The organism is Bosea sp. AS-1, from assembly GCF_002220095.1.
Taxonomy (GTDB): Bacteria; Pseudomonadota; Alphaproteobacteria; order Rhizobiales; family Beijerinckiaceae; genus Allobosea.
This window is the reverse complement of sequence record NZ_CP022372.1, coordinates 4,861,046-4,887,728: the sequence shown is the minus strand read 5'-3', so window position 1 is coordinate 4,887,728 and position 26,683 is coordinate 4,861,046. Positions and strand designations below refer to the sequence as shown.

22 protein-coding genes are annotated in these 26,683 nt (G+C 66.8%); 13 read left to right on the top strand and 9 right to left on the bottom strand.

Annotated features, from left to right (window positions below; translation table 11 throughout):
* The first annotated feature begins 60 nt into the window (after nt 1–60).
* Nucleotides 61–1,494, top strand: coding sequence for an amidohydrolase family protein (locus tag CE453_RS24910; protein ID WP_089177033.1), 1,434 nt, complete (start codon nt 61–63; stop codon nt 1,492–1,494).
* A gap of 137 nt (nt 1,495–1,631) precedes the next feature.
* Here the strand turns inward: CE453_RS24910 and ppk2 are convergent, their stop codons facing one another.
* On the bottom strand, nt 1,632–2,351 hold the full coding sequence (ppk2, locus tag CE453_RS24905; protein WP_472841009.1) for a polyphosphate kinase 2: 720 nt from the start codon (nt 2,349–2,351) through the stop codon (nt 1,632–1,634).
* Nucleotides 2,352–2,909: 558 nt separating this feature from the next.
* On the opposite strand from ppk2, the gene CE453_RS24900 reads away from it, so the two are divergent.
* Nucleotides 2,910–4,154 carry a flavin-dependent oxidoreductase gene (locus tag CE453_RS24900; RefSeq protein ID WP_089177031.1) on the top strand — a complete coding sequence of 415 codons (1,245 nt, stop codon included), beginning with the start codon at nt 2,910–2,912 and terminating at the stop codon, nt 4,152–4,154.
* Between the two features lie 155 nt (nt 4,155–4,309).
* Here the strand turns inward: CE453_RS24900 and CE453_RS24895 are convergent, their stop codons facing one another.
* The 6 genes from CE453_RS24895 to CE453_RS24870 all read right to left on the bottom strand — a co-directional run bounded on the left by CE453_RS24895 (nt 4,310) and on the right by CE453_RS24870 (nt 9,481).
* Complete coding sequence (locus tag CE453_RS24895; protein WP_089177030.1) at nt 4,310–4,768, bottom strand: cupin domain-containing protein; 459 nt, start codon at nt 4,766–4,768, stop codon at nt 4,310–4,312.
* Between the two features lie 54 nt (nt 4,769–4,822).
* Nucleotides 4,823–5,521, bottom strand: a complete 699-nt coding sequence (locus CE453_RS24890) for an ABC transporter ATP-binding protein (RefSeq protein ID WP_089177029.1) — start codon at nt 5,519–5,521, stop codon at nt 4,823–4,825.
* A gap of 2 nt (nt 5,522–5,523) precedes the next feature.
* Nucleotides 5,524–6,273, bottom strand: coding sequence for an ABC transporter ATP-binding protein (locus CE453_RS24885; RefSeq protein WP_089177028.1), 750 nt, complete (start codon nt 6,271–6,273; stop codon nt 5,524–5,526).
* Nucleotides 6,266–7,261 carry a branched-chain amino acid ABC transporter permease gene (locus CE453_RS24880; RefSeq protein ID WP_089177027.1) on the bottom strand — a complete coding sequence of 332 codons (996 nt, stop codon included), beginning with the start codon at nt 7,259–7,261 and terminating at the stop codon, nt 6,266–6,268. Before CE453_RS24880 ends, CE453_RS24885 begins: the two co-directional genes overlap by 8 nt.
* A 2-nt stretch (nt 7,262–7,263) precedes the next feature.
* Entirely contained in the window at nt 7,264–8,184 is a 921-nt protein-coding gene (locus tag CE453_RS24875) for a branched-chain amino acid ABC transporter permease (protein ID WP_198302425.1), read from the bottom strand.
* Nucleotides 8,185–8,308: 124 nt separating this feature from the next.
* Nucleotides 8,309–9,481: an ABC transporter substrate-binding protein gene (locus tag CE453_RS24870; RefSeq protein ID WP_089177025.1), complete on the bottom strand. Its 1,173-nt coding sequence runs from the start codon at nt 9,479–9,481 to the stop codon at nt 8,309–8,311.
* Between the two features lie 266 nt (nt 9,482–9,747).
* Here CE453_RS24870 and CE453_RS24865 point away from each other — a divergent pair, with 266 nt between their 5' ends.
* From CE453_RS24865 to CE453_RS24850, 4 genes are all read left to right on the top strand, one after another.
* Nucleotides 9,748–11,298: a sensor histidine kinase gene (locus CE453_RS24865; protein WP_089177024.1), complete on the top strand. Its 1,551-nt coding sequence runs from the start codon at nt 9,748–9,750 to the stop codon at nt 11,296–11,298.
* The gene (locus tag CE453_RS24860; protein WP_089177023.1) at nt 11,295–11,900 is read left to right on the top strand and encodes a response regulator transcription factor; all 606 of its coding nucleotides are present in this window, start codon (nt 11,295–11,297) and stop codon (nt 11,898–11,900) included. Before CE453_RS24865 ends, CE453_RS24860 begins: the two co-directional genes overlap by 4 nt.
* 147 nt (nt 11,901–12,047) lie before the next feature.
* A complete protein-coding gene (locus CE453_RS24855; protein ID WP_089177022.1) occupies nt 12,048–12,536 on the top strand; it encodes a GlcG/HbpS family heme-binding protein in 489 nt (162 codons plus the stop codon).
* A 74-nt stretch (nt 12,537–12,610) separates the two neighbouring features.
* Nucleotides 12,611–13,285 carry an ankyrin repeat domain-containing protein gene (locus tag CE453_RS24850; protein WP_089177021.1) on the top strand — a complete coding sequence of 225 codons (675 nt, stop codon included), beginning with the start codon at nt 12,611–12,613 and terminating at the stop codon, nt 13,283–13,285.
* 40 nt (nt 13,286–13,325) lie between these two features.
* On the opposite strand, the gene katG is transcribed toward CE453_RS24850, so the two are convergent.
* Nucleotides 13,326–15,503, bottom strand: coding sequence for a catalase/peroxidase HPI (katG, locus tag CE453_RS24845; RefSeq protein WP_089177020.1), 2,178 nt, complete (start codon nt 15,501–15,503; stop codon nt 13,326–13,328).
* 279 nt (nt 15,504–15,782) lie between these two features.
* Between katG and CE453_RS24840 the strand changes: the two genes are divergently transcribed.
* From CE453_RS24840 to CE453_RS24815, 6 genes are all read left to right on the top strand, one after another.
* Nucleotides 15,783–16,706, top strand: coding sequence for a hydrogen peroxide-inducible genes activator (locus CE453_RS24840; protein WP_089177019.1), 924 nt, complete (start codon nt 15,783–15,785; stop codon nt 16,704–16,706).
* A gap of 311 nt (nt 16,707–17,017) precedes the next feature.
* Nucleotides 17,018–17,845 (top strand): cellulose biosynthesis protein BcsN, encoded by an 828-nt coding sequence (gene bcsN, locus CE453_RS24835; RefSeq protein WP_157733173.1) that lies wholly within the window; start codon nt 17,018–17,020, stop codon nt 17,843–17,845.
* Nucleotides 17,846–17,870: 25 nt separating this feature from the next.
* Nucleotides 17,871–20,054, top strand: a complete 2,184-nt coding sequence (bcsA, locus tag CE453_RS24830; RefSeq protein WP_089177017.1) for a UDP-forming cellulose synthase catalytic subunit — start codon at nt 17,871–17,873, stop codon at nt 20,052–20,054.
* Complete coding sequence (locus tag CE453_RS24825) at nt 20,051–22,501, top strand: cellulose biosynthesis cyclic di-GMP-binding regulatory protein BcsB (protein ID WP_089177016.1); 2,451 nt, start codon at nt 20,051–20,053, stop codon at nt 22,499–22,501. Before bcsA ends, CE453_RS24825 begins: the two co-directional genes overlap by 4 nt.
* On the top strand, nt 22,498–23,517 hold the full coding sequence (locus CE453_RS24820; RefSeq protein ID WP_089177015.1) for a family 8 glycosyl hydrolase: 1,020 nt from the start codon (nt 22,498–22,500) through the stop codon (nt 23,515–23,517). The genes CE453_RS24825 and CE453_RS24820 overlap by 4 nt, the downstream gene beginning before the upstream one ends.
* Nucleotides 23,514–25,685, top strand: a complete 2,172-nt coding sequence (locus tag CE453_RS24815) for a tetratricopeptide repeat protein (protein ID WP_157733172.1) — start codon at nt 23,514–23,516, stop codon at nt 25,683–25,685. The genes CE453_RS24820 and CE453_RS24815 overlap by 4 nt, the downstream gene beginning before the upstream one ends.
* Here CE453_RS24815 and CE453_RS24810 read toward each other — a convergent pair.
* On the bottom strand, nt 25,682–26,365 hold the full coding sequence (locus CE453_RS24810; protein WP_089177013.1) for a substrate-binding domain-containing protein: 684 nt from the start codon (nt 26,363–26,365) through the stop codon (nt 25,682–25,684). The two genes, CE453_RS24815 and CE453_RS24810, sit on opposite strands and share 4 nt — an antisense overlap.
* Here CE453_RS24810 and CE453_RS24805 point away from each other — a divergent pair.
* Complete coding sequence (locus CE453_RS24805) at nt 26,262–26,666, top strand: nucleotide-binding domain containing protein (RefSeq protein WP_089177012.1); 405 nt, start codon at nt 26,262–26,264, stop codon at nt 26,664–26,666. The two genes, CE453_RS24810 and CE453_RS24805, sit on opposite strands and share 104 nt — an antisense overlap.
* Nucleotides 26,667–26,683: the final 17 nt, after the last annotated feature.

Sequence of the window (26,683 nt, the reverse complement as noted above, 5' to 3'; positions counted from 1 at the left end):
GCGCCGCGCGGCCCGGGCTGCGCGGCGCCTTGCCATGCCTATGGGGAGGAAGGGAACATCATGACGGTCACGGTCATCAAGAATGCCGACGTCGTCGTCGCCTGGGACGCGGAAGCCTCCCGCCATGTCTACCTGTATGGGGCCGACGTCGCCTTCGAGGACGGCACGATCCGCTTCGTCGGCAAGCGCTATGAAGGCCAGGCGGACGAGACCGTCGACGGGCGCGGGCGCATGGTCATGCCCGGCCTCGTCAACATCCACTCGCACCCGTCGAGCGAGCCGCTGAACAAGGGCTTCCTCGACGAGCTCGGCTCGCCTGCCCTCTACAACTCCTCGCTCTATGAATTCATGCCGATCCTGCGGCCGGACGCCGAAGCCGTGCCGGACTGCGTCCAGGTCGCCTATTCGGAGCTGCTGCTGTCGGGCGTCACCACGGTCGCCGACCTGTCCGTTGCCCATCCGGCCTGGCTCGATCTCGCCGCGAACAGCGGCCTACGCGTCTGCGTCTCGCCGATGTTCCGCTCGGCCCGCTGGTACACCAAGAACGGCCATGTCGTCGAATACGAATGGGACGAGAAGGCCGGGCAGGCGGCGATGGCCCAGGCGCTCGACCTGATCGAGCAGGCGGACAGGCATCCCTCCGAGCGCCTCTTCGGCATGGTCTGTCCGGCGCAGATCGACACCTGCAGCGAAGGGCTCATCAAGGACAGCCACGCCGAAGCGAAGCGCCGCAAACTGCCCTGGCAGATCCATGCCGCCCAGTCGACGGTCGAATTTCACGAGATCACGCGCCGGCACGGCGTTTCGCCGATCCAGTGGCTCGAACAGCTCGGCGTGCTGGGAGACACGAGCATCATCGGCCACGCCATTTTCCTCGACGATTATCCGCGCGTCGCCTGGCACAGCCGGCGCGATCTCGCTTTGCTCGCCGAAACCGGCACGCGTGTCGCGCATTGTCCGACGGTGTTCATGCGCCGCGGCATCGCGCTCGACGATTTCGGGCGCTACCGCCGCGCGGGCGTGAGGATCGGGCTCGGCACCGACACTTATCCGCACAACATGCTCGAGGAGATGCGCCATGCCGGCTATGTCGCCCGGCTGATGGCGGAAAGCCCGCGCACCCTGACCACGACCGATCTGTTCGAGGCGGCAACCACGGCCGGCGCCGCAGCGCTCGGCCGCAACGACATCGGCCGCCTGGAGGCGGGCACGAAGGCAGACCTCGTCCTCATCGACCTCGACCATCCGATGATGCAGCCGCATCGCGATCCCGTCCGCAGCCTGGTCTATGCCGCGGCCGAGCGAGCCGTCGATCGCGTCTATGTCGACGGCCGGCTGGTCGTGCAGGACGGGACCGTCCTGACGATGGATTACCCCGCAGCCGCGCGGCGCCTGCATGAAGGGCAGAAGCGGACCGAGGCGGCCGCTCCGCAGAACGATTGGGCGAAGCGGCCGGTCACGGACTACTCGCCGCTGACCTTCCCGAAAAGATAGAGAGGCTGGAACACGGAGCATCCATGCCGGAACCAATCCGGCATGGATCCAGGATCAGGTCCGGGACGACGCTGTCGATGGAAGCAGGCTATTCCCGCTTCCGTTCGATCGGCAACTGTCAGAGCGCGCACCGTTCCTCAATAGGCTTCCGGCACATACATCTCCGGCGGCACCGGATGGCGCAGATAGTCGGGGTTCCGCACGCGTGCGGGCAGGACGATTTCCGGTTTCGGTACGTTTTCGTAAGGAATCTGGCCGAGCAGATGCGCGATCATGTTGAGGCGCGCCCGCTTCTTGTCGACCGCCTGCACGACCCACCAAGGCGCATGCGCGGTGTGGGTGCGCTCCAGCATCTCTTCCTTGGCCTGGGTATAGGCTTCCCAGTGCACGCGGCTTTCGAGGTCCATCGGCGAGAGCTTCCACTGCTTCAGCGGATCCTCGATGCGCATCCGGAAGCGGAATTCCTGCTCCTCGTCGGTGATCGAGAACCAGTACTTGATCAGGATGATGCCCGAGCGCACGAGCATGTGCTCGAAATCGGGAACCGAGCGGAAGAACTCCTCGAGCTCGTCGGGCGTGCAGAAGCCCATCACGCGCTCGACGCCGGCGCGGTTGTACCAGGAGCGATCGAACAGCACCATTTCGCCCGCTGTTGGCAGATGCGGGACATAGCGCTGGAAATACCACTGGTTGCGCTCGCGCTCTGTCGGGGCGGGGAGGGCGACGACGCGGCAGACGCGGGGATTGAGCCGCTGGGTGACGCGCTTGATGGCGCCGCCCTTGCCGGCGGAATCGCGCCCCTCGAACAGCACGACGACCTTGAGCTTCTTGTGCTGGACCCAGTCCTGCAGGCGCACGAGCTCGTGCTGCAGCCGGAAGAGCTCGCGGAAATAGATCCTGCGATCGAGCGTCCTGCCGTCCGGATCTTCCAGCCCTTCCGTAACCAGCTCATCGAGGCGGTCATCCTCGAGCTGCAGTTCTAGCTCCTCGTCGAAGCTGTCGATGATCTCGTCCTTGATTCGGTCCATGTGGTCGGGCGACATGATCTCAACTTCTCAGGCGTGGCAGATTGAAACGACCCGGCATGCGAGTCCGAGAGGGAGGCCAGTGGGCCGCTGGAGCGCGGCCCGAGCCATCCTTCGGCCAGCCCGGCTTTATCCGGGGCAGACGTGACAGCTCGATGAAAACAACGCCGCCATGCCGGGGCATTGTTCCGGTATCGGCGCTGAAAACCGGGCTCGGCCGGTTGCAGAACGTCTCACGCTCAGACACCGGATGTCGCGTCTTTGCGGAGCTCGGCTTCAGCGTGGCTCATCGGGGCCCGCCATTTCTCGCGTGATTGACAAAGCGAAAAGAGATATTTCAAACTTAAAATATCAGACCCGGTGAGCGGGCGCATTCGAGGGAACGGACGCATGCGGGTGATCATCGTCGGCGGCGGTATCGGCGGGTTGACCTTGGCGCTGATGCTCCATGCGCGGGGTATCGGCGCGACGGTCTACGAGCAGGCCAGCGAGATCCGTGAGGTCGGCGTCGGGATCAACACGTTGCCGCATGCGATCCGCGAACTCGCCGATCTCGGCTTGCTGCCGGCCCTCGACGAAGTTGGCATCCGCACGCGCGAGTTGATCTACATGAATCGCTTCGGCCAGGCGGTCTGGCGCGAGTTGCGAGGCCTGCATGCGGGCGCGCCGGTGCCGCAATTCTCGATCCATCGCGGTCGGTTGCAGCGCGTGATCTGCGATGCGGTGAGGGAGCGCCTGGGCAGGGATGCTGTCCGCACCGGCCGCCGCCTGCTCGGCTTCCTGCAGGACGAAGGCGGCGTCACGGCTCACTTTGGCGATGCGCGCTTCGGCGAGGCTGGCGAAACGGCGCGCGGCGACATCCTGGTGGGCGCCGACGGCATCCACTCGGCCGTTCGCTCCTTCTATTTCCCCCATCAGGGGCCGCCGCGCTGGCAGGGCGTCCAGATGTGGCGCGGGGCCTGCGATTGGCCGGTCTTCCTCGACGGTGAGAGCATGATCATCGCCGGTGGCATGGCCGGCAAGCTGGTGCTCTACCCGATCGGCCAGGGAGCGACGCCGCAGACGCGCCTGACCAACTGGGTCGTCAATATCCGCGCAGGCGACCCGGAAAAGCCGCCGCCGAAGGAGGCCTGGTCGAAGCCGGGCCGCCTGGAAGACGTGTTGCCCTTCGCGCGCCGCTTCAGCGTTCCGGGCGTCGATATCCTCGGGCTGGTCCGTGCGACCTCCGCCTTCTGGGAGTATCCGATGTGCGACCGCGATCCGCTGCCGTGCTGGACCCATGGCCGCGTCACGCTGCTCGGGGATGCGGCACACCCGATGTATCCGGTCGGTTCTAACGGTGCCTCACAGGCGATCCTCGATGCGCGCTGCCTCGCCGACTGGTTGGCGAAGGCCGAGCATCCGCGCCAGGCGCTCGCGGCCTATGAGGCCGAGCGCCTGCCGGCGACGGCGGAGGTGGTGGCGATGAACCGGGTCGGCGGCCCCGAGCGGGTCATCGATGCTGTGGAAGAGTTGGCCCCGCAAGGCTTCGACGACGTCGACGAGGTGCTCGACCACGCCAGGCGCGAGCAGATCGTCAAGGGCTATGCCGGCAAGGCGGGCTTCTCGGCTGAGCAGCTCGCGCGGAAGACTTAGCGCTACGACTGCGTTTCCAGAAAGCGCGAGTCATCCCGGACGCAGCGAAACGGAGATCCGGGATCCATGCCTGAACCTTGCCCGGCAGCGCTCCGGCATGAATCCCGGGTCAAGCCCGCGATGACGGCCCGGTTCCTTACAGAATTCTCCCTGCTTCAACCCGCGTCCGGCGGGGGCGGCAGGAAGTCGACCTCATGCTTGGCCGAGAGCGCAACGACATCGGCCGGCTTCTGCTCGGCCATGGAGTGGATGCCCCAGAACAGGTCGTAGAGCCGTGCCGTCGGCGAGACCCAGAACAGGCATTTCACTGTCGCGTCGCTCTTGTTGAACAGGCCGTGCGGGACATTGCGCGGCAGCTTGATCAGGTCGCCCGCGGTGGCGAAGCTTTCCTTGCCGTCGAGCAGGAGGTCGAGCCGCCCCTCCAGCATGTAGATGAACTCGTCCTGCGTCGTGTGGATATGCGGCGGCACGAAGGTGCCGGGCGGGAAGGTCGCATGCCAGGAGAAGCTCTCCTCGGTCAGCGTCTTCGGCACATAGGTCTGGCCGAGGATGTTCCAGGAAATGCCGTCGAGGCCTTCATTGGCGCGCGTCACGCCGGCAGTCAGCGGGTTCATGGTCTTGCTCTCCTCATCTGCCGGCCTGCGGGCCGGTGGCGGTGGCATGGTCTGCTAGAAGTGGAGAAACCGGTCCTTCACGGCACTGTCGCTGCGCAGCTCCGCGCTGGAACCGCGCCAGACGACACGTCCCTTCTCCAGTACGATATGTCGGTCGGCGATCCGAACCAGGGCGTCGACATTCTTGTCTATGACGAGGATGGATTCGCCCTCTGCCTTCAGCGCCGTCAGGCAGGCCCAGATTTCCTCGCGGATCAGGGGGGCGAGCCCCTCGGTTGCCTCGTCGAGGATGATCAGCTTCGGGTTGGTCATCAGCGCCCGGCCAATCGCCAGCATCTGCTGCTCGCCGCCGGAAAGCTGATTGCCGCGATTTTCCCGTCTTTCCTTCAGGCGTGGAAAGAAAGCGTAGATCCGCTCCAGGTTCCAGCGCTTCTTGCCGGAGCGATCCGCCGCAGTTGCGATCAGGTTTTCCTCGACCGAGAGCGTCGGAAAGATCTGGCGCCCCTCCGGCACGAGCCCGATCCCGGCCTGGGCGATGCGGAAGGGCGCGGCACCTGTCAGGTCGCGCCCGCCGAAGGCGATCTTGCCGGCCTTTGCAGGCAGGAGCCCCATGATCGAGCGCACCGTCGTGGTCTTGCCCATGCCGTTGCGGCCGAGCAGGGTCACGACCTCGCCTTCGCCCACAGTGAGATCGACCCCGAACAGGATCTGCGCCTCGCCGTATCCGGCATCGAGCCCTTCGACGCTGAGCACCGCTAGCCCTCCTCGCCGAGATAGGCCTGCCGCACGGCCGGATCGGCCCGCACCGCCGCCGGCTCGCCCGAGGCGATGACACCGCCATAGACCAGCACGGTGACGCGGTCGGCGAGCGCGAAGACGGCGCTCATGTCGTGCTCGACCAGGAGCATGGCGAAGCGGCCCTTGAGGCTGTTCAACAGCGCGATCAGGCGCTCGCCCTCCTCGTGCCCGACGCCGGCCAGCGGCTCGTCGAGCAGGATGAGCTTGGGTTGCAGCGTCAGCGCCATCGCGATTTCAAGGGCGCGCTTCTCGCCATGCGAGAGGCTGCCTGCGGGCGCATGGGCGCGCTCAGCGAGGCCAACCGCTTCCAGCGCTTCCCAGGCGGGAGCGTTCAGCGCTTCGTCATGCGCCGCGTCGCGGAACAGAGACAGTGGGCGGGGGCTTCTCGCCTGCACGCCGAGCGCGACGTTCTCCAGCACCGAGAGCGAGGCGATGGTCGAGGTGATCTGGAAGGTACGGGCGAGCCCGGCCCGTGCCCGCGCTTGCGGCGACAGACGGGTGATGTCCTGGCCGCTGAACAGGATCGTGCCGGAATCCGGCCGGAGCGTCCCGGATATCTGGTGGACCAGAGTGGTCTTGCCGGCCCCATTTGGGCCGATCAGCGCGTGGAGTTCGCCGGGAGCGACGGTGAGGTCGACTCCGTTCGTGACCTTGAGCGCGCCGAACGCCTTGGCGAGCCCTTTCAGTGCGAGCGCTGGCTCAGCCATTGCGGCCGCCCCTGAGCTTGGCGAGGAGGCCCGCGATGCCGCCATGGGTGAACAGCACGAAGAGCACGATCAGCGGGCCGAAGATGACCTTCCAGTTCTGTGTCAGGCTGGAGAGCACGTCCTCGGTCACGAGGAAGGCGAGGGCGCCGAGAATCGCACCATAAAGCGAGCCGACGCCGCCGAGCACGACCATGAAGATCAGCTCGCCCGAGCGTGGCCACGACATATAGGCCGGGCTGACGAAATCGGTCTGGTTGGCGAGCAGGAAGCCGGCGAGCCCCGCCATCATCCCGCTGATCACATAGGCACCGAGCCGGACATGGTTGACGTCATAGCCGGTGACGGTGACGCGCACGGCATTTTCCCGCGCCGCCCGCAGCACGCGGCCGAAGCGCGACGCCACGAGCCGCCGCGCCAGCGCGTAGCAGGCCGCCAACGTGCCGAGCGCGATATAATAGAAGCCGGTGCGGTTGCCGAAGATGTCATGTCCGAGCAGCGTACTCTTTTCGTAGAGCGTCAGACCGTCGTCGCCGCCATAGGCCGAGAGCGCCTGCGCGAAGTAGAAGGCCATCTGCCCGAAAGCCAGCGTGATCATGATGAAGGCGACGCCGCGCGTGCGCAGCGAGACATAGCCGGTGACGGTCGCGAAGATGGCGCAGGCGAGAAGGATGACCGGCAGCGCCACCAGCAGCTCGGTCTGGCCCTCGGCAATCAGGATGCCGGCGCCATAGGCGCCGATGCCGATGAAGGCGGCATGGCCGAAGGAGATCAGCCCGCCGATGCCGAGGATCAGATCGAGCGAGAGCGCCGCGATCGCGAAGATCATCGCCCGCGTCACCAGCGTCAGCCAATGCGCGGGCAGGCCGAGCGTGGCGGCGATCGGCAATAGGGCGAGCAGGGCGAAGATGACGAGTGGTGCGAGCCGGCGCACGATCGGAGAAGCCGGTCGCGCAGCAGTTGCTGCGCCATGCGGCGGAGCGCTGGCCATGCTCACGAGCGCCCCTTGGCCGGCAGCAGCCCTTCGGGTCGGACGAACAGCACGGCCGCCATGACCAGATAGATCAGCATCGAGGACAAGGCGGCACCGGTGGCGCGCGCCGAGGCCGGTCCCATGAACAGGCGGAGCAGGTCGTTCATGAAGGAGCGGCCGAGCGTGTCGACGAGCCCGACGATCAGCGCGCCGACGAAGGCGCCGCGGATCGAGCCGATGCCGCCAACGACGATGACGACGAAGGCGAGGATCAGCACGGTGTCACCCATTCCGGGTTCGACCGAAAGGATCGGCGCCGCCATCGCCCCGGCAAAGCCGGCGAGCATGGTGCCGAAGGCGAAGACGATCATGAACAGCTTGCGGATGTCGACGCCGAGCGCCGAGACCATCGGCGCATTCGAGGCTCCGGCCCGGAGCAGCATGCCGGTGCGAGTCTTCTCGACCACGAACCAGAGCAGCGCGCCGACGCCCAGGCCCGCCGCGATCAGGGCGAAGCGGTAGACGGGGTAGAGGATGCCGTCCATCAACCGGACATTGCCGGAGAGGAATTCGGGCACCGGCACCGAGAGCGGCGCAGCGCCCCAGATCATCTTCACCGCCTGGTTGAGGAGCAGGATCAGTCCGAAGGTTGCCAGCACCTGGTCGAGATGATCGCGCTCGTAAAGGTGGCGGAAGACCAGGAACTCGAAGGCGAGGCCAAGCAGCAGCGCAGCGGCGAGCGCCAGCGCGAGCCCCAGCAGGAAGGAGCCCGTCAGGCTGACGAAGGTCACGGCGAGATAGGCGCCCAGCATATACTGGACGCCGTGGGCCAGATTGATGAAGTCCATCACGCCGAAGACCAGCGTCAGCCCGGCCGCGACCAGGAACAGCAGGACGCCGAACTGAAGCCCGTTCAGGAGCTGGACGATCAGGAGGCTCAGGGTCATGGTCGGTCCTAACGTCAGGGCCGGGCGCGGGACGTCCTGCCCGGGCCGGGCCCGAGCGGCTGTCCACGACGAAATCCTCGGGCCGAAGCGCTGCTTCGCCCGAGGATGACGCTTCGCGTCACTTCAGCGCACAATCCTTGGCGTGCGGATCGGCGTAGTCGCTGAACACTTTCTCGGCGATTTCGGTCTGGAACTTGCCGTCTGCGCGCTTGGCGACCTTGACGAGGTAGAAGTCCTGGATCGGGTAGCCGTTGGTGTTGAACTTGAACTTGCCGCGCAGCGAGGTGAAATCGGCTTTCTTGATCGCCTCGCGCAGCTTGTCGGCATTACCGGCGCCGCCTGCCGCCTTTACGGCGGAATCGATCAACATCGCCGCGTCATAAGCCTGCTGGGCGTAGGAGCCGGGCACGATCTTGTAGGCCGCCTCGTAGGCTTTGACGAAGTCCTTCGTCTGCGGATTGTCCATGTTGGGCGCCCAGGTCATGCCGCCATAGAGGCCGACAGCGGCGTCCTGCTGGGCCGGCAGGGTCGATTCATCGACCGTGAAGGCGGAAAGGAACGGGATCTTGCCCTGCAGGCCGGCCTGCGACCACTGCTTGACGAAATTGACGCCGAGGCCGCCGGGCAGGAAGGCGAAGACGACGTCTGGCTTCGTCGAGGCGATCTTGGCGAGGTCGGCCGAGAAGTCCATCGCGTTCAGCGGTGCATAGACCTCGTCGACGATCTCGCCCTTGAAGTAACGCTTGAAGCCGGCGAGCGAGTCCTTACCCGCCTGGTAGTTCGGCGCGATGATGTAGGCGGTCTTGTATTTCTGGTCCTGCGCATATTTGCCGAGGACTTCATGCACCTGATCGTTCTGATAGGAGGTGACGAAGAAATTCTTGTTGCAAGCCTTGCCAGCCATGGTCGACGGGCCGGCATTCGGGCTGATCAGGAAGGCGCCGGAATCGAGCACGGGTTTGGCGATTGCGCCGAGGATGTTCGAGAAGACCGGGCCGACGACGAAGGTCGGCTTTTCACTTTCGACGAAGCTGCGCACGCGGTCGACCGCGACATCGGGCTTCAGCTCATCGTCGATCACCGTGATCTTGACCGGCACGCCGCCGAGCTTGCCGCCGTTCTTGTCGACCGCGAGCTGGAAGCCGTCGCGGACCTGTTGCCCCAACGAGGCGGCCGGGCCGGTCAGCACGCTGACCACGCCGATCTTGATCGGCTCCTGCGCCTGTGCGGATGCGATGGACAAAGCCAGCGCGCCGCAACCGAGTGCCAGACCGAACCTGAGTGTCGTCATCGATGCTCTCTCCCGGACGAATTGAAGCGCGGCCGCGTTCCCTTGGACTTCTATGGCTCGCGCGGAGGCATAATGTTTCAAGCTTAAAATATCTGCAAGAGCCGCTGCGCCGAAATTTCGCGTGGCTGGTGCTCGCCTTTCATCTGCATCATGGCGCGTGGGATCATGGCAACCACGATCCCACGCCGCCGTGCCGATGTCGACCCGATGGCAGCGTGACGCCACCTCCCCGGCGCGGTAGATTCGGCACGAGTTAGGTCAGTCTCGTGAAGCAACGTCTCGCCACCTTCTTCGTCCTTTGGATCCCGCTGGCGCTGGCCGGTCTCGGGGGCGGTGCACTCGTCGAATATTGGCGGGCGGACGACGCACTTCAGCGGGACGGCGCGACGCTGCACCGCGTCGTTTCGCAACGTGTCGACCAGCACGACGCCCACCTCACCAGTCTCGCGGCGGTTCTGGCGAGCTCCAGCGAGAGTTCGGCGACTTTCCGGGCCGTGGTCGAGGCGGTGCAGCGCTTCTATCCGCGCATCGCCGCGGTCGAGTTGGTTGCGCTGGATGGCACGACGACTGTTCCCATCGGAGCTCAGCCGGCAAGCCTTGCTGATTTTGACCCTGCCGCGCTGGCGGCGCAGATCGGCGACCTCCTGCCCGGGCAGGCGGCGACGCTGGCGAGTCGAACGGGCGCGCCGTTCTACGCCTTGGTCAAGCGCGTGCCGGACAGTGGCTCGCAGCCGCGTGCGCTGGTTCTCGTGATCGATGCCGGGTTGTTGACCGAACCGGAAAGCGGCTTGCCGGGCAATGCCGCGCGCGTCCTGCAGGACGCGAAAGGAACCGTGATCGCCCGCCATGGCGGTGTGTCCATCGATACCTCTGTCCCCCCGCTGTCGTTTCGGAAGGCACTCGGGAGCCGTTCCCAGCCGATGGTCCTGACATTGACGCGCAAGCCGGCCCTGGCCGAGCTTCTGCCGCCAGCCTTGCTGTTCGGCTGGCCCGTAGTCGCCGGCCTCGGCGTGGCGTTGCTGCTTGCGATGTTGCGCGAACGGCGTGCCAGCCGGCGGGCGCGGGAGGCGATGCGCCTGCATCAGCATGACGCCCGGCTCGCCCATGCGATGCGCGTCAACACCGTTGGCGAGATGGCCTCCGGCATCGCTCATGAGATCACCCAGCCACTTACTGCCATCTTGAGCCAGAGTCAGGCTGGCCTGCGCCTCGCCCGTGCCGGCACGGCCTCGCAGGAGGAGCTCACCGGCGTGCTGGAGGCGAATGTCCGCCACGCCCGCCGCGCCGGCGAGATCCTCGAGCGACTGCGGGCCTACGTCATGCGACGCGAGCCTCTGCCGCAGCCGATCGACCTCAACCGGATCGTCAGCAATGTCGTCGCGCTGACGCGGCGTGACCTGCAGGAGCGTGGCATCGCCCTCAGATTGGAGCTGAGTCCGCTCGCGCCGCAGGCGAAGCTCGATCGGGTTTCGATCGAGCAGGTCGTGCACAACCTCGTCCGCAACGCTGCCGAGGCTGTCAAGAACCTGCCCGAAGAGCGCCGCGAGATCGTGCTCGCCACGTCGGTCGATGGCGGCGAGGTCGAGATTGCGGTTGCCGATGCGGGGCCGGGCCTGTTGGAGGCGGATCTGGCGCGTCTGTTCGAACCCTTCTTCACGACCAAGAGCAGCGGCATGGGGCTCGGCTTGCCGCTCTGCGAGCGGCTGGTCCAGGCGGCGGGTGGGCGCATCGCGGCCCGCAACGGTGCCCGGCGCGGTGCGATCTTCACCGTCCGCCTCCCGGCTTTGGCTGCCGAGCCCAGGATCGCCGCGGAATGAAGCCGGCACCGCGCATTGTTTATCTGATCGACGACGACACCGATGTGCGCGACGCACTCATCCTGCTGCTGCGCACTATGGGCTTCACCGCTCGGCCTTTCCCGGGCGTCCAGGCTTTTCTGGACCGTCCGGATCCGCTGCAGGATGGTTGCCTCGTCGTCGATATCCGCATGCCTGGTACTTCCGGCCTGCAGTTGCTGGAGCGGATGGCGGGTGAGGCCGCGCGCATGCCGACGGTCATGATCACTGGCCATGGCGACGTCGCCGCCTGCCGGCGCGCCTTCAAGGCCGGCGCCGTCGATTTCCTGACCAAGCCCGTCGACGAGCAGGTTCTGCTCGAGGCAGTCGAGGCTGCCTTCGCCGTGTTCGATGCGGGTAAGCTGGCGCAGGCGGTACGTGCCGACCGCGAGGCGCTGCTTGGCCGGCTGACGCCGCGCGAGCGCGAGATCCTCGACCTCGTCGCCGCCGGGCGCTCGACCAAGGAGATCGCCCGCGCGCTCGACGTGTCGCCGCGGACGGTCGAGACGCATCGGGCCAACCTCGCGGAGAAGCTGGGTGCGGGCTCCGTGGCGGAGATGGTTCGCTTCGCGCTGGAGGGGTAGCGCCGCGGCACCGATCCGCGGAACAATGCCCTTCTCCGTAGGACTACGGAGGCCGCTCCGGCACCGCACCGATCACATTCCGGGACGGGCTTCTCTAGTTTGCGGGCATCGGGCTTCGCGCCTGTTCATGCCAGCACCGGAGAGATCATGTCCAAGGTCGTTTTCGCCGCCGTCGCGGCGCTCGCGCTTGTCCCCGCCGTCGCCGGCGCCCAGGTCCTGCAGGAGCGCAACATGCCGCTCGCCATCGCCCAGGAGCTGGCTCAGGCGACCGTCGAGGCCTGCGCGGCCAAGAATTTCAACGTTACCGCCACGGTCGTCGATCGCGCCGGCGTCGTCCGCGCCATGCTGCGTGCGGACCGGGCCGGCCCGCACACCGTGGCCGCCAGCCGCGACAAGGCCTTCACCGCCGCTTCCGCCCGCGGTCTCACCAGCGCGATGGCCGAAGGCGCCGAGAAGAACCCGGGCGCCCGCAATCTTACCATGATCGAGGGCTTCCTGCTCCTTGGTGGCGGTGTGCCGGTCAAGGTCGGTGACGAAGTCATCGGTGCCGTCGGTGTCGGAGGGGCTCCGGGCGGCCACCTCGATGAGGAATGCGCCAATGCCGGCATCGAGAAGGTGAAGGCCAAGCTGCGCTGAGGCGCAATCCGCCATGGAGTGACGCAGGCGGCCGGGCGCGCCCTGGCCGCCTCGTCCTGTTCGGGAGGGGAGCCATGTCGAGAAGGATGCTGATCGCTGCAGCTTTCGCCGGAGCGATTAGCGCCGCCCCCGCGTCGGCGCAGACGCCGCCAAGCGCGGCCGAGGTTGCGGGCTATCGCGGCCTGCACGCCGCGGCCGCTGCCGGGGACGTCGCGACTATTCGCCGGCTCGCCGCGGCACATGAAGGCCTCGACGCTCGCGATGGCAACGGCCGCACTCCGCTTCATGTCGCGGCATTCCGCGGGCAGGCGGAGACGGCCAGGGCCTTGATCGCCGCAGGCGCCAATCCTGGTCTTCTCGACGATCAGCGCTACGACGCCGTCACCATCGCCGCCGTGCGCGACGATGTCCCGATGGTGAAGACGCTGCTGGCGTCAGGCGCATCGACCAAGTCGATCACCAGCCGCTACGACGGCACGGCGTTGATCGCCGCGGCTCATCTCGGCCATGAGGGCGTCGTCGCGGAATTGGCCAGGGCTGGCGCGCCGCTCGATCACGTCAACAATCTGGGCTGGACCGCGCTGATGGAAGCCGTCGTGCTCGGCGATGGTGGTCCGCGCCATGTCGAGACGGTTCGCGCCCTGCTCGCCGCCGGCGCCGATCGCGGCATACCGGACCGGCAGGGCATCTCCCCGCTGCAGCATGCGGAGGCGCGGGGCTATCGCGCGATGGTCGAGCTGTTGAAGTAAGCAGCCCGGCCGCTCTGTGTGGCGGCCGGGCGCTGTTGGCTCAGAGCAGGTCGAAGCGGTCGAGGTTCATCACCTTGGTCCAAGCCGCCACGAAATCCGTTACGAACTTCTCCTTGGCGTCGGCGCTGGCATAGACCTCGGCCAGCGCGCGCAGGATCGAATTCGAGCCGAAGACGAGGTCCGCGCGGGTGCCGGTCCATTTCGGCGCGCCGGTCTTGCGATCGCTGCCCTCGAACACGTCCTTGGCCTCGGAGACCGCCTTCCACTGCGTGCTCATGTCGAGCAGGTTGACGAAGAAGTCGTTCGTCAGCGCGCCCGGCCGTTCGGTCAGGACACCATGCTTGGAGCCGTCGGCATTGATGTCGAGCGCGCGCAGGCCGCCGATCAGCACCGTCAGCTCCGGCGCGGTCAGCGTCAGCATTTGCGCCTTGTCGATCAGCGCCACCTCGGCAGGAACCTTGGCGCCCGCCTTCTGGTAGTTGCGGAAGCCGTCGGCGACGGGCTCCATCACCGAGAAGGCATGGATATCGGTCTGCTCCTGCTTCGCATCGGTGCGGCCCGGTGCGAACGGCACGGTGATGGCGTGGCCGGCGGCCTTCGCGGCCTGCTCGACGCCGGCATTGCCGGCCAGCACGATCAGGTCCGCCAGCGAGACCCGCTTGTCGCCGTCCGCCTCCTTGTTGAAGGCGCGCCGGATGCCGTCGAGCACCTCGATCACCTTGGCGAGCTGCTCCGGCCGGTTGGCCTCCCAATCCTTCTGCGGGGCGAGACGGATGCGCGCGCCATTGGCACCGCCGCGCTTGTCGCCGCCACGGAAGGTCGAGGCCGAGGCCCAGGCCGTGCCGACCAGCTCCGAGACCGAGAGACCCGAGGCCAGGATCTTGGCCTTGAGGGCAGCCGCATCGGCATCATCGATCAGCGGATGGTCGGCCGTCGGGACGATATCCTGCCAGATCAGCTCTTCCTTCGGCACTTCCGGGCCGAGATAGCGCGAGCGCGGGCCGACGTCGCGATGGGTCAGCTTGAACCAGGCGCGGGCGAAAGCCTCGGCGAAGGCCTGCGGGTTCTCGAGGAAGCGGCGCGAGATCTTCTCGTAGATGGGGTCGAAGCGCAGCGACAGGTCGGTCGTCAGCATCGTCGGCTTGTGCTTTTTCGACGGGTCGTGCGCGTCGGGGATGACCGCCTCGGCGTCCTTCGCCTCCCACTGGATGGCGCCGCCGGGGCTGCGCGTCTGCACCCATTCGTATTTGAACAGGTTCTCGAAGAAGAAGTTGCTCCACTGCGCCGGGGTCTGGGTCCATGTAACCTCGATACCGCTGCCGACCGCGTCGGCACCGTGGCCGCTGCCGTAGCTCGAAACCCAGCCGAGGCCCTGAGCCTCAAGGTCGGCTGCTTCCGGCTCTGGTCCCTTGTAGGACTCGGCCGCCGCGCCATGGGTCTTGCCGAAGGTGTGGCCGCCACCGATCAGCGCAACGGTCTCCTCGTCGTCCATCGCCATCCGGGCGAAGGTCTCGCGAATGAAATGGGCAGCCGAGATTGGGTCGCCATTGGCACCCGGGCCTTCCGGATTGACGTAGATCAGCCCCATCTCGGTGGCGCCGAGCGGCGCGTCGAACTTGTCGAGCGGGCGATGGGTCAGCCAGCCCGTCTCGGCGCCCCAGTTCACGTCGTGATCGGGTTCCCAGCTGTCCTCGCGGCCTGCCGCGAAGCCGAAGGTGCGGAAGCCCATGGTCTCCAGCGCGACGTTGCCGGTCAGGATCATCAGGTCGGCCCAGGAAATGTTCTGGCCGTATTTCTGTTTGATCGGCCAGAGCAGGCGCCGCGACTTGTCGATGTTGACGTTGTCCGGCCAGCTGTTGAGCGGGGCAAAGCGCTGCTGGCCGCGGCCGCCGCCGCCGCGCCCGTCGGCGAGGCGATAGGTGCCGGCCGCGTGCCAGGCCATGCGGACGAATTGCGGGCCGTAGTTGCCGAAATCGGCGGGCCACCAGTCCTGCGAGTCGGTCATCAGCTTGCGCAGGTCGTTCTTCAGCGCCTGGTAATCGAGCTTCCCGAACGCCTTGCGGTAGTTGAAGGACCCGCCGAGCGGATCGGACTTCGACGAGTGTTGGTTCAGGATATCGACCGGCAGCTGGCTCGGCCACCAGTCGCGATTCTGCCGGGCGCCGCCGCCGTGGGCGACTGGGCACTTGCCCGTGGTGTCGTCGGTCTTGGCGTTCATGTCTGTCTCCGAACTGAAGTGGGCTGACGGCTTGGTTTCTTGGGCAGAAGAGGGCGTGCCGGGGGACGCTCTTCCATCACGCTCAATGCGATCAGCGGATGCCGTGCGGGGCCTGGGTCGTGCGGCATTGCCGATGCCCGGCAGAACCGGGAGCGGCATGTCGGCCTGCGCGATACCTGGCGATCCTCACCTCCGCTGCCCTTGTCCTGCAACGCGTCTTATCAAAGCAGTCTCATTATATTAATTCCGATTTTCTGATCACGTTGATAAGTTTAGATTATGACAAATCTGACCTTCAGGCAGCTTCGCTATGTCGAGGCCTTGGCGCGGCACGGTCATTTCGGGAGGGCGGCCGAGGCGTGCTCGATCTCGCAGCCGGCTTTGTCGATGCAGATCAAGGCTTTCGAGGAAGAACTCGGGGCCCCGCTCTTCGAGAGGGGTGGACGCCAACTCCGCCTGACGCGCTTCGGCGAGGAGATCGTCTCGCGTACCAAGGACATCCTGCGCTCGCTCGACGAGCTGGAGGGCTTTGCCCGGGCCGCGCGTGGCGGGCTCGTCGCGAAACTGCGCATCGGCGTGATCCCCACCGTCGCGCCTTATCTGCTACCGAGCCTTGTCGGCGAGCTGACTCGTTTGCACGGCGGCATGGACCTCCATGTGCGCGAGACGTTGACGCCGAAGCTGGTCCAGGAATTGAACGAGGGGCGGCTGGACATGGCGATCGTCGCCTTGCCGGTTTCGGAGCCGTCGCTGACCGAGGTCGCCCTCTTCACGGAGAGCTTCGTGCTGGTCCGGCCGCGCGAGGACGAGGGCAAGCCCGTCCCCAGCCCGGATGCGCTGCGCGAGATGCGCCTGCTGCTGCTGGAGGAGGGACACTGCTTCCGTGCTCAGGCGCTCGCTTTCTGCGACATTCGGCAAGGCAGCCTGCAGCCGCGTGATCTGCTGGATGCTAGCTCCCTGTCGACGCTGGTCCAGATGGTCGATGCCGGCTTGGGCGTAACGCTGATCCCGGAAATGGCCGTGGCGGTCGAGACGCGCTCTGCATCCGTCTGCCTCGCCCATTTCGAGACGCCGCGCCCAACCCGTACCATCGGGATGGTCTGGCGCAAGACCAGCCCGTTGGCGCAGCAGCTCCAGGAGATGTCCGAGGTGGTTCGCCAGTCGGCGGCAGCGCTCAGCCAGCCTAGCGCACATCGGTCGTGATCTGACACGGAGAGGCTTGGCTCATGATGCGGGATGAGCCAATTTCCTGAAGATAATCTCGACCAATGGTTGGATCAGCCGCACGAATCATCTGTATTGGGGGCGGCTGTTTGGCGTGGCTGACGTGATGAGCCCGCGCCAAAGGGGGTAACCGCTCGTTAACCTGTGTTAACCAATGGTCAAGACATGACGATGCTGTACCGACATCGGCATGCGCACCGATGAGGGCTTCCGAGCACAATCATCCAGCGCGTTCTGAGCGCCTCCATGGCGGGTCCAAGCGTGTGGCGAAGGCGCTCGCGGCGGTTTGGATGGGCCTGATCGCAGCCGGCTGCGGAGAGCAGAAGCTCGCAAGCGGAGATCTCGTCACCGCCTCGCGCGCGGTCTCGGTCGATGTCGGCCGCGCTCTGGCGCTCCCGCCGCCGGGCAGCCTCGCCGTGACCGGCGTGACGCAGCGCAGCTACGACAATGCCGTTTCGCAGGTCGTCTCTCTGGCGACGCGTGGCCGGACTCCCGGCGAGAACGCGATCTACGTCGCCTTCTTCACGGCAGCCGACCTTCCCGACAGCACCGGCGTCGAGGGCAACCTGCTGAAGGAGCCGGGCATGGACGACTTTGCTCTGGGCCGCGAAATGGATGAGCGCCTGCCCGGCGTCGCCATGTCGCCCTCCGCCGTCTTCGTTCAGAACCGATACGGCCCCTTCGGCTACGCCTTCGGGCGTGGCAGTACAGGCGAAGCCTGCATCTATGCCTGGCAGCGCATCGCGAGCGGCGACAGCCTCTTTCGCCCGCGGTCGGGGATGATCTCGGCGCGCCTGCGCGTCTGTGACCCCACCGGAACCGAGGCGTCGCTGCTGCGCCTCGCCTATGACTATGCCTTCAATGCCTCGTTGCGACGCCCGGGCTGGAATCCGGTCGGCGATGCGCCGCCGCCGGCGCCCGAACTCGGCAAGGCCGGCGCACCGATCTATCCCGTTCTTCAACCTTCGGCTGCCGCCGAGCGCCAAACGCGTCCCGTCTCCCGGCCGCGCCCCGCACGGGCTCCCCGTGTCGAGCGCAACTCGGCTCCGACTCCGGAACCTCTCCCCGACAAGCCTCTCGAAGGATACCCGACCGTTCCGCCACCGCCTGCTCCCTGAGCACACCTGATTGCCTTTGAACCCGATGCGAACAATCAGCTACGTCATCCTCTGGGCGCTCATCGCGATCGTGGTCATCGCTCTGATCACCCTGCCGATCAGCCTGCAGGCGCATCTGATCGCCGGGACGATCGTGGTGGGCGCGATGATCGTCTTGAAGTTCTTGCGGCCTCACGGCGTCTGGCGGCTGATCGCGTTGGGTTTGGGCACCGCGATCGTGCTGCGCTACATCTACTGGCGGACGACGAGCACCTTGCCTCCGGTCAACCAGGTCGAGGATTTCATTCCCGGCATCCTCGTCTACCTCGCCGAGCTCTACAACATCGGCATGCTGGGCCTGAGCCTCTTCGTCGTGGCCATGCCGCTGCCGAAGCGCGAGACGCCCCCCATCGACCTGGCGAACGCACCGACGGTCGATGTTTTCGTGCCGACCTACAATGAGGAGCCGCAGCTGCTCGCGACGACGCTCGCCGCGGCACTGGCGATGGACTACCCGGCGGGGCGGCTGAGGATTTACCTGCTCGACGACGGTGGCACCGACGAGAAATGCAACGCCGACAATTTCGTCGCCGCCAGCGCCGCGCGGGAGCGCCGCGCGACGCTGCAGGCGCTGTGTGAGGGGCTCGGAGTCACCTATCTGACGCGCGAGCGCAACGTCAGCGCCAAGGCCGGCAATCTCAATAACGGCATCGCCCATTCCGAGGGCGAGCTGATCGTCGTCTTCGATGCGGACCATGCGCCGGCGCGCAGCTTCCTGACCGAAACCATCGGCTATTTTGGCCGCGATCCGAAGCTCTTCCTTGTCCAAACCCCGCACTTCTTCATCAATCCCGATCCGCTGGAGCGCAATCTCCAGACTTTCAAGACGATGCCCTCCGAGAACGAGATGTTCTACGGCATCATCCAGCGCGGTCTCGACAAATGGGATGCCTCGTTCTTCTGCGGCTCTGCGGCCATTCTGCGGCGCACGGCGCTGCAGACGACGAACGGCTTCTCCGGGCGCAGCATCACCGAGGATGCCGAGACGGCGATCACCCTGCACGCGACCGGCTGGCACAGCGTCTATGTCGACAAGCCACTGATCGCCGGGCTCCAGCCGGCGACCTTCACCAGCTTCATCGGCCAGCGTTCGCGCTGGGCTCAGGGGATGATGCAGATCCTCCTGTACCACCGCCCGATGTTCAAGCGCGGCCTCTCGCTGCCACAGCGGCTTTGCTACTCCTCTTCCGCGCTGTTCTGGCTCTTCCCCTTCGCGCGGCTGATCTTCCTGGTCGCACCGCTGTTCTACCTGTTCTTCGGCCTCGAGATCTTCACCGCCTCGGGGCCCGAGTTCATCGCCTATGTGCTGAGCTACATGGTGGTGAACCTGATGATGCAGAACTACCTCTATGGCCGTTATCGCTGGCCTTGGATTTCGGAGCTCTACGAGTTCATCCAGTCGGTCTATCTGCTGCCGGCGGTGATTTCCGTGCTGCTCAACCCGGGCAAGCCGACCTTCAAGGTCACGGCGAAGAACGAGTCGCTCGAGACCCGCCGCGTTTCCGAGCTCGGGCGACCGTTCTTCATCATCTTCGCCGTGCTGGCGCTCGGCGTGGTCGCCACCTATTGGCGCATCATCGCGGAGCCCTACAACGCCGACACGACCCTGGTCGTGGGGCTGTGGAACATACTCAACCTGCTGATGGCGGGCTGTGCGCTCGGTGTCGTGTCCGAGCGGCCCGAGGGGCGCGCAGCGCGACGCTTCGCGGTGAAACGCCGTGGCGAGATCACCATCGACGGGCTGAGTGCGCCCATCGTCACGGAAAACGTCTCGGTCGATGGCATCGCACTGCGCGTGATGTCCAAGGATTTCGGCAAGGTGCCGGTCGGCAGCCTGGGCCAGGCGTCTTTCGAGACCACCATCGACATGCCGCACGGAACGCTGCCGCTGCGCATCATGCGCCTCGCCCCCGACGAGAAGGGGCTGCTGATAGGCTGCCGCTACGAGCCCAGCACGCCGCTGCACAGCCGCATCATTGCCGATCTCGCTTTCTCCGACGCCGCGAACTGGAGCCAGTTCCAGAAGGCGCGTCGGCACAATCCGGGGGTGATCTACGGTACGCTGCGCTTCCTGCGCCTCGCGATCTTCCAGACCAGCCGGGGCATCTCCTATCTCCTCGGCCTCTATCGGCTGTCCCGTTCGGCCTCGCGTCCGGGAGCGGCGGAATGATCCGGTTCGATACCTCTCTGCTCGCGGCTGCGGCGCTGTTCGGCGCGCTGGGTGCCGCTGCGCCGGTGTTGGCGCAGGAGACGCCACCTCAGCCCGCGCCCGGCCCGGCGCCCTTCATGATCGCGCCGCCGTCGCCGACACCCGTGGCGCCTCCCGTGCCCGAGAAGCCGGCACCGGTACCGCAAGCCGCGCCGCCGCCTGCTGCGGCCGCCTACAAGCCGCTGCTGCCGGCGTCCCGCGTCACGCTGGAAGGGGAGAGCGACACGCGCAATTGGGCATTCTTCCTGACGCAGGACGAGGTTGCTGCCGACCTCAGCCTCGATATCGCCTACCAGAACGCATTGGTGGTGATGCCCGAGGCTTCACGGCTGGTCGCTCGCGTCAATGGCGAGCGTGTCGCCGAAGTGCCGATCGCCTCGTCGGACCGGCTGAAGCGGATCAACGTCACGCTCCGCAAAGGACTGCTCCGGCCCGGCCAGAATACGATCGGCTTCGACGCGGTGCAGCGACACCGCACCGATTGCTCGGTCGCCTCGACCTATGAACTCTGGACGCGCATCGACGGCGCCGGGACACGTCTCTCTTTCAAGAATCCGGGGGCGCATCCGTTCCGGCTGCGCAGCATCGACGACCTGCCAGCGGTCGGCGCCGACGAGAGCGGCGTTACCACAATCGTCATTGTCGCGCCGGGTGCCTCTCGTGCCATTGCCGCGAGCAGCATCTTTGCCGTGGCCCAGGCGCTCGCGCTTCGTGGCCGCTACGGGCAGGTGGCGGTGCAGGTCGCCGACCAGTTGCCAGATCGGATCCGGCCGGGGACGCTGACCGTCGGGCTCGGCACGAGCGAGGAGATGCGCCGCCTTTTCGGTACGCTGCCGGTCGAGGCCGGTGGCCGCAGCTTTCTCGGTTTCGTCGCGGGGCCAACAAGGCCTGGCACGGACTTTCTGCTTGTCACTGGCGAAGGCTGGCCGGATATCGAGGCGCTGGTCGGCAAGCTGCTGACAGCCCCGGTCTCCCGGGCGACCAACGTCAACCGCAAGATCATCGATACGGCGAGCTGGCATGTGCCGGATGCGCCGTTCATTGCCGACAAGCAGGCGTTGCGGTTTTCCGAGCTCGGCATCGCGACCCAGGAATCCTCCGGCCGCCGCATGCGCGTGCGGGCCGTCGTCGCAATGCCCGGCGATTTCTACGCCAATGCCTATGGCGAGGCGACGCTCTATCTCGACGGCGCCTATTCGGACGAGGTCCTGCCCGGAGACAGCCATATCGAGGTATTCGTCAACGGCAATGTCGCCGCCACCGTGCCGCTCAACACCACGACCGGCGGGCTTTTCCGGCAGTTCCCGATCTCGATCCCGCTCCGGCATTTCCGGCCGGGGGTCAACGAGATCTGGTTCGAGGCCGTGACGGTGGCGAAGACCGATCTGAGCTGCGGGCCGGGCGCGACCTTGCCGGGCAAGAACCGCTTCGCCCTCTTCGACACCAGCGTCCTCACCATTCCGGACTTCGCCAAGATCGGCGTCAGTCCCAATCTCGCGGCCGTCGCCGGTACCGGCTTTCCCTATTCCGTCGCGCCACATGTCGCGCTGATCATGGGCCGGCAGGACATCGCCAATCTGAGCGCGGCAGCGACGCTGCTCGCTCGGATCGCCAAGAGTGCCAGCCGGCCGCTTGGTGTGGATGTGCTGGCCGGGGTCGCGACCGTCGGGGACCGGCCCGCGCTGATCGTCGGCGCCGCCGGGCAACTGCCGGCAGGGTTGCTGTCGCGCGTCGGAATCGCGGAGAGTGTCCGCGCCACCTGGCCCCAGCGGGCCGATGCGGTGGTGGTGACGCCGGATGCGGAGGGCGCCGCCGTCTTCGACGCGGTCATCGACCGGCTGCAAGGCCGGCAGGCGACGCCCGAGGATTCCGGCGGTGACGCGCCGACGACGGAGGCGGTCCGCGACCGGTGGCGCGGCTCGCTCGGCGGTTCGGTGGCGCGCTATTTCATCGCCGTCGACCAGTGGCTCCAGCGCACCTTCGACCTTTCTTTCGCGCAGCTGCGCAGCCCGTCGCGCGCACCCACGCTCTACGAGCCGGCCGAGGGTACCGAGCTGATCGCAGCGCAGGCGGCGGATCCCGAGACGCGACAGGTCTGGACGGCTTTCATCGCCCGTCGGGACGAGGCGCTGCAAAGCGCGGTCGGCCGCATCGTGTCGCCGGGCAACTGGGCCGGAATGGCCGGGAAGATCACGGCCTTCCGCGGCGCACAGGAGGCGCATGTCATCTCGGCGGACAGCACCTCCTTCGTGATGACGCGCCCCTTCAGCCTGGCGAACATGCGCTTGGTCGCCGCCAACTGGATGTCGAGCAATATCGGCATCTATGCGCTGGCACTGCTGACGGCCTGTATCGCTCTCGGCATCGGAACCTTCCTGATGCTCGCACGGTTGGGACGGCGATCATGAAACGGGTCGTCGCCATGCTTGCCGCGGCTTTTCTCGGCCTCGTTCCGGGCGCACGGGCGGCCGTGCCCGCCGATGCCTGGAATCTCTATCGCCAGAAATTCGTCACCGCGGAGGGTCGCGTCGTCGACGACGTGAATGGCGGCATCAGCCATAGCGAGAGCCAGGGTTACGGGCTGCTGCTGGCCTGTCTCGCAGGAGACCGGGCGACCTTCGCCAGCATCTTCGCGTTCACCCGCACGGAGCTCCTGATCCGCGACGACGGGCTCGCGGCCTGGCGCTGGGACCCGAAGGCGAGCCCGCATGTCACCGACGTCAACAACGCCAGCGACGGCGATTTGCTGATCGCGGAGGCCTTGGCCTGCGCTGGTGCGCGCTGGAACATGCCGGCTTACACGGCCGCCGCCCGCCAGATCGCCCGGGCGCTCGCAAAGGTCGCGCTCCTGCAGCGCGTCGGCGAGACCTGGCTGATGCCGGCTGCAATCGGTTTCTCCGAGAAGGACCGGCCCGATGGGCCGGTGATCAACCTGTCCTACTGGGTGTTCGAAGCCCTTCCGACCCTGGCGAAGCTCACTGGCGACCAACGCTGGATGCAGGCTCAGGCCAGCGGATTGAAGCTGCTCGACGAGTTGGCGAAGCGGAAGACGCTGGCGCCGGACTGGCTCTCGGTCAAGGCCGAGCCCAGGCCGGCTGAAGGTTTCCCGGCCCAGCTCAGCTACAATGCGATCCGTATCCCCCTCTACCTGCTGCGCGCAGGGTTGGCCGACAAGATCCGCCTCGAACCCTTCCGGCAGGCCTGGGCGACTGGCGTGGCGGTTGTCGATGTGAAGAGCGGCAAACCAGTCGAGCCGCTGCTGGATGCCGGTTATCGCATCCTGGCCGCGGCCATGGCCTGCGCGATCGACGGCACGCCGCTCCCGGCCGAGCTGAAGACGTTCCAGCCTACCGCCTATTATCCGTCGACGCTGCAGCTCCTGTCCCTCTCGATGCTGAGCGAGAGGTATCCGAAATGCATGTGAGATCGGTCCTTATCGCAGTCGCGGCTTCGGGGGCCGTCTTCTATGCGCTGGGCCGCTACGGCCAGGAGCCGGCATCGCCCGGGCCCTTGCAGCAGGTGATCCAGCCGGCATTGGCGCAAAACCAGCCGCAGCCCATGGGGCAGGGGGCGGAGACGTCTCCCGACGCCGTGCCATCGCCGACTGAACTGGCGCAGGCCCCTGGTGCACCGGGCCGCCCGGCCGCGCCGCAAGCGCCGCAGCAGAAGGTCGACGAGACGGCCCTGCGCTATTTCGCGACGCAGGGCGATACCCGTCGCTACGAGGCCGAGCTCGCCAGGCTCCGGGCGCTCTATCCCGAGTGGAAGCCACCGATCGACCTGACCTCGCAAGGCCAGACGGGCGATCCGGAACTCGAACGGATGTGGAAGCTCTTCGCCGAGGGGAAATATGGTGAGGTTCGCGCCGCGATCGCGCAGCGCGGCAGTGCGGATCCGAACTGGCGTGCTCCCGCCGATCTGGTGGCGCAACTCGATAGGGTCGAGGCGCGCCAGCGTCTCGTCAACGCCTCCAACGCCCGGCAATGGGAGCAGGTGATTCGTCTCGGCACCGAGACGCCGGCCATGCTGACCTGCGCCAGCGTCGATGCGCTCTGGCGTGTGGCCGAGGCTTTCGTCCAGACCGGCAAGCCTGAGCGGGCGCGCGATGCTTACGCCTATGTCCTGACCAACTGCACCGATGCCGTCGAGCGGGTCGGCACGATGCAGAAGGCGCTGGCGACCCTGCCGGAGAGCCTCGTTGGGGCCCTGCTGTCCCAGGAACGGCAGAACGAGTTCGCCAGCGTCCGCGACGAGCTTGCGCGACGTCATATCGGCAAGGCTGCCGATGACCCAAGCCAGACCGCGACAGCTGATGAAATCCAGCGAATCGAGGCGCTGGCCAATGCCGCGACAACGCCGGACGACGCCATCCTGCTCGGCTTCTACACGCTCCATCACAACGACCCCACAAAGGCCGCGACCTGGTTCCAGACTGCGTTGGCGCGAAAGGGCGGCGCCAAGGCTGCCGAAGGTGCCGTGCTCGCACTGGGGGCGACCAAGAAGTATGCGGAGGCGGAGGCGCTCGGAGCCCAGTGGCTGGAGGCCGATGCCGCCAACCGCAAGGCCTATCTCGATGTCGTTACGGCCTTGCTCACCCAGGAGCCGCCCCCGCGCCTCGACCGCAGCGTGATCGAGCGCATCGTCAAGACGGTGGGGACCGACAAATACGCACCCGGCGCGGGAGCGCTCGGCTGGTACGCCTACAATGCCGGGCAGATCGCGCCGGCGGGGACCTGGTTCGAGACGGCCTTGTCCTGGGATCGCGGCTACGAAGCTGCCGCTTACGGGCTCGCCCTCGTGCGCGAGCGTCAGCGCGATCAGGCTGGTCTGCGCGCGCTCGTCGCCGAATGGGGAAGCCGTTCGCAGCGCATCGCGGAGGTTCTCAATCCCCGGCGCGAGCGCCGGGCTGCGCCAGCCGACCGGGCGGCGGAGACACGCACCGTTCAGCGCATCGAACCCGTCGAGGAGCCCGTCGCGCGCAGGGCAGTGCCGGTCGAGCGCACCAGCCGTCCCGGTGTCGCCACGAACGAAGCTGCGGTCGTGGCGGAGGCGCCGAGGCGCTCTGCCGCTCCGCGTCCGCGAGGTGGTGGCTGCGGGGCCGGAAACTCCGGGGCGGCGGCCTTGCAGCGTGGCTGGTGCCTGCTCGATCTCAAGCGCCCGGTGGCGGCGGCGCAGGCGTTCGAGGCGGCGCGGCGGAGTGGTAACGCGCAGATCGCTGCTGACGCGGCCGCCGGCCTGACCTACGCCAAGATCCAACAGGGCCTGACCAGCGAGGCCGATGTCGCGGCCAGCAGCGCAAACCTTCCGCCTGCGCGGCGCGGCGAACTTTCAGCTCTTCTCCTGTCCGAACGCTTCTACGCCCAATATGACGCCAAGGACTACAACAGCGCGTTGATCACCTTGTCGGCTCGGGCGCGCTACGCTCCCGAGACTACGGATCTGATGCTGATGCGCGGCTGGGCCTATTTCAATCTCGGGCGCTACGATGACGCCAGCCAGGTGTTCGAGGCGCTCTACAAGGCGAACAAGTCCTCCGAAGCCTTGTCCGGATTGACGGCGATCCGCGATGCGACCCAGCGCAACCGCTACTAGGGCAGGTTTTCGCGCAGCACGATCTCGATATTCGGTCGTGCCGTTCCCTCCAGGGGCGGGCGGCCGGTCCTGATATTCGCGAAGATCGAGACGCAGTCCATCAGCGCCGCCTGCGGGTCCTGGTTGATCACCACGTCCATGACGCCGTCGATCAGCAGGGCGCGCGTTTCCGGCGTCAGGCCATGCCCGACGAAGACCACCTCGTCCTGCCGCCCGGCCTCCTTCAGCGCCCGCGCGATGCCTTCCGGCCCGCCGCCGATATTGTAGATCCCTGCGAGGTCGGGGTGCTGTGCCAGCAGCATCTTCGTCTGCCGGTAATTGCGTGCCTCTTCATCGTGGCCCTCGCGCAGGCCGACCACCTCGATCGCGGGAAAGAGCTCATGGAAGAGGTGGAGGAAGCCCATCTCGCGCTCTTCATGGGCGCGATAGCTCAGGCTGCCGGCGATCATCGCGACCTTGGCCGGACGCCTGCCGATGAAGCGCGCGACGAGCTGGCCTGCGGTGCGACCCGTCGCACGGTTGTCGAGCCCGACATAGGCGACACGGCGCGTATTGGCGATGGTCGCGGCAGCACCGATGCTGGCGGTCGGCCCGACGGCTCTCCTGGACGGAGCCAGCCACGCGCGGGACCTGCGCCGCCGGGCGATCGCGCTGCTCGCAGCCGGCAATGTGATGCTCATCACAGCACAACCGACCGGCGCGCCGAGCTATCCGCGGGCGGTTGCCGAGGCGACGGGTCGCCTGCTTCGAGGCATCATGGAGGAGACGCATGTCGCCCGGTTGCTGGTGGCGGGCGGCGACACCTCGACCCTCGCCATCGAAGCGCTCGACATCTGGGGGGTGTCCTATCGCGCGCCGATGGTGGCGGGCGCTCCCCTTTGTCGCGCCCACAGCGTCTTGCCAGGCCTCGATGGGCTCGACATCGTCCTCAAGGGCGGTCAGATGGGGCCGCCCGACTTCTTCGCCATTGCATCGCGATAGCCGGTTATTGCCCGGGG

Coding starts and splice junctions, on each gene's coding strand:
- CE453_RS24880 (WP_089177027.1), bottom strand. CDS start 7,261: ATGGCCAGCGCTCCGCCGCATGGCGCAGCAACTGCTGCGCGACCGGCT.
- CE453_RS24840 (WP_089177019.1), top strand. CDS start 15,783: ATGACAAATCTGACCTTCAGGCAGCTTCGCTATGTCGAGGCCTTGGCG.
- CE453_RS24820 (WP_089177015.1), top strand. CDS start 22,498: ATGAAACGGGTCGTCGCCATGCTTGCCGCGGCTTTTCTCGGCCTCGTT.
- CE453_RS24825 (WP_089177016.1), top strand. CDS start 20,051: ATGATCCGGTTCGATACCTCTCTGCTCGCGGCTGCGGCGCTGTTCGGC.
- bcsN (WP_157733173.1), top strand. CDS start 17,018: ATGGGCCTGATCGCAGCCGGCTGCGGAGAGCAGAAGCTCGCAAGCGGA.
- CE453_RS24850 (WP_089177021.1), top strand. CDS start 12,611: ATGTCGAGAAGGATGCTGATCGCTGCAGCTTTCGCCGGAGCGATTAGC.
- CE453_RS24855 (WP_089177022.1), top strand. CDS start 12,048: ATGTCCAAGGTCGTTTTCGCCGCCGTCGCGGCGCTCGCGCTTGTCCCC.
- CE453_RS24810 (WP_089177013.1), bottom strand. CDS start 26,365: ATGAGCATCACATTGCCGGCTGCGAGCAGCGCGATCGCCCGGCGGCGC.
- katG (WP_089177020.1), bottom strand. CDS start 15,503: ATGAACGCCAAGACCGACGACACCACGGGCAAGTGCCCAGTCGCCCAC.
- CE453_RS24910 (WP_089177033.1), top strand. CDS start 61: ATGACGGTCACGGTCATCAAGAATGCCGACGTCGTCGTCGCCTGGGAC.
- CE453_RS24805 (WP_089177012.1), top strand. CDS start 26,262: ATGCTGGCGGTCGGCCCGACGGCTCTCCTGGACGGAGCCAGCCACGCG.
- CE453_RS24900 (WP_089177031.1), top strand. CDS start 2,910: ATGCGGGTGATCATCGTCGGCGGCGGTATCGGCGGGTTGACCTTGGCG.
- CE453_RS24885 (WP_089177028.1), bottom strand. CDS start 6,273: ATGGCTGAGCCAGCGCTCGCACTGAAAGGGCTCGCCAAGGCGTTCGGC.
- CE453_RS24870 (WP_089177025.1), bottom strand. CDS start 9,481: ATGACGACACTCAGGTTCGGTCTGGCACTCGGTTGCGGCGCGCTGGCT.
- bcsA (WP_089177017.1), top strand. CDS start 17,871: ATGCGAACAATCAGCTACGTCATCCTCTGGGCGCTCATCGCGATCGTG.
- CE453_RS24860 (WP_089177023.1), top strand. CDS start 11,295: ATGAAGCCGGCACCGCGCATTGTTTATCTGATCGACGACGACACCGAT.
- CE453_RS24895 (WP_089177030.1), bottom strand. CDS start 4,768: ATGAACCCGCTGACTGCCGGCGTGACGCGCGCCAATGAAGGCCTCGAC.